The organism is Shewanella sp. 10N.286.45.A1, assembly GCF_041470405.1.
Classification (GTDB): Bacteria; Pseudomonadota; Gammaproteobacteria; order Enterobacterales; family Shewanellaceae; genus Shewanella.
This window is the reverse complement of the sequence record NZ_JBFRMK010000318.1, coordinates 1-2,667: the sequence shown is the minus strand read 5'-3', so window position 1 is coordinate 2,667 and position 2,667 is coordinate 1. Positions and strand designations below refer to the sequence as shown.

Here is a 2,667-nt window from a genome sequence, read left to right as displayed (position 1 = left end):
CTGTTGATCTTTCATGGTTGTTTTTGCAGCAATTTATTGGCCATTTTGGCAAGGCAGAGGCTATGTAGTGTAGTCATTCTCCACAAATAACCTTTAACGCTGAAAAAATGGCCAGGAAATGCTGTCCTTTGGATTAGTTTCATTGCTTCTATTCTTTATATTACTAGAATGCGTTATGAGCGCTTCACTTAGCTGGCTAAGCGTCATCGCTCAATCCTTGCACTAGAAGCATTATTTCTTACGGTAAATAATCGAACAAAAACTAAGCTTGAAAGATCAGCTGCCCCTAGAAAGTTGTATTTTATTGTAGCTTTTCAGCAGCTATTTATTGAGCTGAATTGACTTCTGACGTATTCGTTAAAACTAAAGCAGTGCTTTCTACAAAATCATGCGATAATTCAAGCTATTATTTATTTTTAGTCAGTAGATTATTTTTTCAGCTGTCTATAAATGGTGAGTTTACCGGTTAGACTTGGCATTTTAGCGATGGAACCTTAGGATAGAGTTCTTATCTTTATTCATTGCAGTAAATTGTAATTTAATTCTGAATCAACAAGGATTTATTAATGGGCCGATTTGAGAATCAAGGCGTAGCATTTAAAGGCTTTGCCATCTCCGCATTCATTGTGGTGATTTTGGCAGGGATAAAAACAGCAAGCCCAATAGTGGTTCCTTTTGTGCTTTCGGTGTTCATTGCGGTGATCTGTAATCCGGTCATTAACTGGCTCACTCGTCATAAAGCGCCAAGAGGGCTTGCGGTATTAATGCTAATGGTATTTATCGTATTAATGGGATTGTGGTTGGCTTCATTAGTTGGCACCTCGATTAACGAGTTTTCAAAACAACTACCGTTTTATCGCGATCAGTTGATTGAGCAGTTTTCTTGGATTGTCGATAAACTAGCGGCGCTTAATATTCAGATCTCGAAAGAGCAGATTTTAGCCTATTTTGACCCAGGTATTGCGCTGTCAATGACCACCAATATGTTGACTGGCGTCGGCAGTGTGATGGCGAATCTGTTTTTGATTATTTTGACCGTTGTGTTCATGTTGTTTGAGTCAAATGGCTTTTCGAGAAAAATGCATCTCGCGCTTGATGACCCTGATATGCGACTAAAACAGATAGACCGTTTTCTCCACTCGGTTAATCAGTATATGGTTATAAAAACGCTAGTCAGCTTGGGAACGGGTTTTATTGTTGGGCTCGGTTTGTACATTATTGGCGTTGATTATGCCTTGCTGTGGGGTGTGATTGCTTTTCTATTTAACTATATCCCTAATATCGGTTCGATTATTGCTGCAATTCCGTCGGTGTTACTCGCATTCATACAGATAGGCCCTGGCGCTGCAGGTGCAGTTGCTTTGCTTTATCTAGGAACCAACACCATTATGGGTAATGTGGTAGAGCCCCGCTATATGGGACGTGGTTTAGGCTTGTCGACTTTGGTGGTGTTTTTATCATTAATATTTTGGGGATGGTTACTCGGCTCAGTCGGTATGTTGTTGTCCGTACCATTAACCATGATCGTTAAAATAGCGTTAGAGTCGAGTCAAGATGGCCGCTGGCTAGCAGTGCTGCTGGGTGATGATGTCGCCGAAGATGAAGTTGAGTCCGAAGAAAGTTTAAAGATAGAACAAAGTAAAAAGTGAGTTAAATGCAGTTATTTATTGAAGCAATAAAAGACCTTACCTTTGGTGAAGATGTAGGCCGTTTATTCCATGGCCGTGGTGGTTGTTATCAAGGTGCGGAGCATCTTTGTTTGGATTGGTTTGCGCCCGTTATATTGTTAACCAGTTTTAAACCATTGACTGATGATGAGCTTTCAGTGATCACAGAAGCTGTTGAACAACGTTGGTGTGAGCTAAAGGGGGATACACCGATTAACTTGGTATTTCAGTATCGCGCTGGTGGCGAAACGCATACTGACATCCTGAAAGGCGAAGTGCCTGATAAGCACGTAGTGACTGAAAATGGTGCTCAATTTCAAGTGCACTTATTGAAAGGACAAAATCACGGCTTATTCTTGGATATGAGTAATGGTCGGCAGTGGGTTCGGGAAAACAGTGCTGGCAAAAAAGTACTGAACTTGTTTGCCTATACTTGTGGCTTTTCGGTTGCTGCCTTGCAAGGAAAGGCCGCAGAAGTGGTTAATATTGATATGAGTAAAGGCTCGTTATCGATAGGTAAGCAAAACCACCTGTTAAACGGCTATGGCTCTGGTGCGCGTTTCTTAGGTCACGATATTTTTAAATCTTGGGGCAAGCTTACTAAGCTAGGGCCTTATGATTTGATTATTGCCGATCCGCCTAGTAATCAAAAAGGCAGTTTCGTGGCAACTAAAGACTATGCTCGACTGTTGAAACGTTTGCCGAGTTTGCTTGCAACTGATGGTGATATTCTTTTGTGTCTCAACGCGCCTGAACTCACTATTGATTTTCTAAAGGGGCAGGTGGCAGAGTACAGCCCTAGTTTAACGTTAGAGCAGCAGTTGCAGAACCCACTGGTGTTTAATGATGTTGATCCCAACAAGGCATTGAAAGTGCTGCGCTACAAACAACAGAGTGATTAACTCGCTTGATAAAAGTTAACAGAGTGAAAAGGCCAAACCGCATGTTTGGCCTTTTTTGTTCCTGAGTTAGGCTGTTTAGTCATTAATACCAATTGCAT

At 41.4% G+C, this 2,667-nt stretch carries 2 protein-coding genes; both read left to right on the top strand.

Annotated elements, in window-relative coordinates; translation table 11 throughout:
- Positions 1 to 566 precede the first annotated feature (566 nt).
- The gene (locus tag AB4238_RS20265; protein WP_372035203.1) at positions 567 to 1,649 is read left to right on the top strand and encodes an AI-2E family transporter; all 1,083 of its coding nucleotides are present in this window, start codon (positions 567 to 569) and stop codon (positions 1,647 to 1,649) included.
- A 5-nt stretch (positions 1,650 to 1,654) separates the two neighbouring features.
- On the top strand, positions 1,655 to 2,569 hold the full coding sequence (locus AB4238_RS20260) for a class I SAM-dependent methyltransferase (RefSeq protein ID WP_372035201.1): 915 nt from the start codon (positions 1,655 to 1,657) through the stop codon (positions 2,567 to 2,569).
- The last annotated feature ends 98 nt before the right edge of the window (positions 2,570 to 2,667 follow it).

Coding starts and splice junctions, on each gene's coding strand:
- AB4238_RS20265 (WP_372035203.1), top strand. CDS start 567: ATGGGCCGATTTGAGAATCAAGGCGTAGCATTTAAAGGCTTTGCCATC.
- AB4238_RS20260 (WP_372035201.1), top strand. CDS start 1,655: ATGCAGTTATTTATTGAAGCAATAAAAGACCTTACCTTTGGTGAAGAT.